Origin of the sequence: Pseudooceanicola nanhaiensis, assembly GCF_020171315.1 — a bacterium.
GTDB classification, from domain to species: domain Bacteria; phylum Pseudomonadota; class Alphaproteobacteria; order Rhodobacterales; family Rhodobacteraceae; genus Pseudooceanicola; species Pseudooceanicola nanhaiensis_A.
In genome coordinates, this window is sequence record NZ_JAIUZP010000023.1 from 2,501 (window position 1) to 5,802 (window position 3,302).

2 rRNA genes are annotated in these 3,302 nt (G+C 53.8%); both read left to right on the forward strand.

Annotation, left to right across the window (positions count from 1 at the left end):
- The first annotated feature begins 185 nt into the window (after positions 1–185).
- Positions 186–3,016, forward strand: a 23S ribosomal RNA gene (locus tag LCM32_RS21870).
- Between the two features lie 111 nt (positions 3,017–3,127).
- Positions 3,128–3,242 (forward strand): 5S ribosomal RNA (gene rrf, locus LCM32_RS21875).
- The last annotated feature ends 60 nt before the right edge of the window (positions 3,243–3,302 follow it).

Below are 3,302 nucleotides of genomic sequence, written 5' to 3' on the forward strand. Positions count from 1 at the left end.
AAGTAACCGTTGTCCAAGTCAAGTACACTAACCAAGCAAATGTCGCCCACGGGTGGCAGTTTGCTAATGTCTGGACGTCAGTCCAGGCGGGAAAATGTATGACTTCTGATCAGAACAGAGATGCTGCGGACGAACCAGCCCGCATCTGCATCGCGCCAGACGATAGTTTGGCTTCTTCTGGATCAGATCAAGCGCGAGAAGGGCGTTTGGTGGATGCCTTGGCAGTAAGAGGCGATGAAGGACGTGATACTCTGCGATAAGTCATGGGGAGCTGAGAATAGGCTTTGATCCATGAATTTCCGAATGGGGCAACCCACCTGACAGTTTGATATTGTTGGCTTCGGCCACTCAATATCTTGCTGAAACAGGTACTTATTACCTGAACACATAGGGTTTTAAGAGCAAACCCGGGGAACTGAAACATCTAAGTACCCGGAGGAAAGGACATCAATAGAGACTCCCTTAGTAGCGGCGAGCGAACGGGGACCAGCCGAGCCTTGAGAGTGACTGGAACATGTTGGGAAGCATGGCCATAGCGGGTGACAGCCCCGTACAGGAAGCTCAATGGGACGTATTAAGTAGGGCGGGACACGTGAAATCCTGTCTGAAGATCGGGGGACCACCCCCGAAGGCTAAGTACTCCTTACTGACCGATAGCGAACCAGTACCGTGAGGGAAAGGTGAAAAGCACCCCGACGAGGGGAGTGAAACAGTACCTGAAACCGGACGCCTACAATCAGTCGGAGGCTCCTCGAGAGCTGACGGCGTACCTTTTGTATAATGGGTCATCGACTTGGTCTCACGTGCAAGCTTAAGCCGATAGGTGTAGGCGCAGCGAAAGCGAGTCTTAATAGGGCGTCGAGTTCGTGGGATCAGACCCGAAACCGAGTGATCTAGGCATGACCAGGATGAAGGTAAGGTAACACTTACTGGAGGTCCGAACCCACACCTGTTGAAAAAGGTCGGGATGAGTTGTGCCTAGGGGTGAAAGGCCAATCAAACTCGGAGATAGCTGGTTCTCCGCGAAATCTATTTAGGTAGAGCGTCATCCGAATACCCCGGGGGGTAGAGCACTGGATGGGTAATGGGGCCCCACAGGCTTACTGATCCTAACCAAACTCCGAATACCCGGGAGTACTAGATGGCAGACACACTGCGGGTGCTAACGCCCGTAGTGGAGAGGGAAACAACCCTGACCTCCAGCTAAGGCCCCCAATTCATGGCTAAGTGGGAAAGCAGGTGGGACGACCAAAACAACCAGGAGGTTGGCTTAGAAGCAGCCATCCTTTAAAGATAGCGTAACAGCTCACTGGTCTAAATAAGTTGTCCTGCGGCGAAGATGTAACGGGGCTCAAGCCATGAGCCGAAGCTGAGGATGCACATAGTGCATGGTAGCGGAGCGTAGTGTGACATAGCTCCATGCGTCTTTAGCCTTCTTCGGAAGGTGTTGGACGCAAGGAGCTTTCGATGAAGCCGGGCTGTAAGGCATCCGGTGGAGAGATCACTAGCGAGAATGATGACATGAGTAGCGACAAAGAGTGTGAGAGACACTCTCGCCGAAAGTCCAAGGGTTCCTGCTTAAAGCTAATCTGAGCAGGGTAAGCCGACCCCTAAGGCGAGGCCGAAAGGCGTAGTCGATGGGAACCAGGTTAATATTCCTGGGCCATGTGATGGTGACGGATTGCGAAGGTTGTTCCTCCTTATCGGATTGGAGGGGCCGCTTAGCAGTTCCTGGAAATAGCCTCACTATTAGATCGTACCCTAAACCGACACAGGTGGACTGGTAGAGAATACCAAGGCGCTTGAGAGAACGATGTTGAAGGAACTCGGCAAAATACTCCCGTAAGTTCGCGAGAAGGGAGCCCGGTTTCTAGGCAACTAGAGGCTGGGGGCACAAACCAGGGGGTGGCGACTGTTTACTAAAAACACAGGGCTCTGCGAAGTCGCAAGACGACGTATAGGGTCTGACGCCTGCCCGGTGCCGGAAGGTTAAAAGGAGGGGTGCAAGCTCCGAATTGAAGCCCCGGTAAACGGCGGCCGTAACTATAACGGTCCTAAGGTAGCGAAATTCCTTGTCGGGTAAGTTCCGACCTGCACGAATGGCGTAACGACTTCCCCGCTGTCTCCAACATCGACTCAGCGAAATTGAATTGCCTGTCAAGATGCAGGCTTCCCGCGGTTAGACGGAAAGACCCCGTGCACCTTTACTACAGCTTCACACTGGCATCAGGCCAAGCATGTGCAGGATAGGTGGTAGGCTTCGAAGCAGGGACGCCAGTCCCTGTGGAGCCTCCCTTGAGATACCACCCTTGCTTTGCTTGATGTCTAACCGCGATCCCTTATCGGGTTCCGGGACCCTGTGTGGCGGGTAGTTTGACTGGGGCGGTCGCCTCCTAAAGCGTAACGGAGGCGCGCGAAGGTTGGCTCAGAGCGGTCGGAAATCGCTCGTTGAGTGCAATGGCAGAAGCCAGCCTGACTGCAAGACTGACAAGTCGAGCAGAGTCGAAAGACGGCCATAGTGATCCGGTGGTCCCAAGTGGGAGGGCCATCGCTCAACGGATAAAAGGTACGCCGGGGATAACAGGCTGATACTGCCCAAGAGTCCATATCGACGGCAGTGTTTGGCACCTCGATGTCGGCTCATCTCATCCTGGGGCTGGAGCAGGTCCCAAGGGTACGGCTGTTCGCCGTTTAAAGAGGTACGTGAGCTGGGTTTAGAACGTCGTGAGACAGTTCGGTCCCTATCTGCCGTGGGTGTAGGATACTTGAGAGGAGTTGCCCCTAGTACGAGAGGACCGGGGTGAACGGACCACTGGTGGACCTGTTGTCGTGCCAACGGCAGTGCAGGGTAGCTATGTCCGGACAGGATAACCGCTGAAGGCATCTAAGCGGGAAGCCCCCCTCAAAACAAGGTATCCCTGAGGGCCGTGGTAGACCACCACGTCGATAGGCCGGAGATGTAAGTGCAGTAATGCATTCAGTTGACCGGTACTAATGGCCCGATAGGCTTGATTTGATCCAGTAGAAACCAAACTAAAGCGCTCAATGCACGAGCGTTGGTGGCCACTGACCAAATCAGAAGCATACACAATCAATCACTTACTTGGACAACAGGCTCTTTCCTCGGTCTGGTGGTCATAGCACAAGCGAAACACCCGATCCCATCCCGAACTCGGCCGTTAAGCGCTGTCGCGTCAATGGTACTGCGTCTCAAGACGTGGGAGAGTAGATCGCCGCCAGACCTAGTAAAGAGCCAGATATCTCTCAATACGACATCAAAAATACACAAAACGCCCGACGCA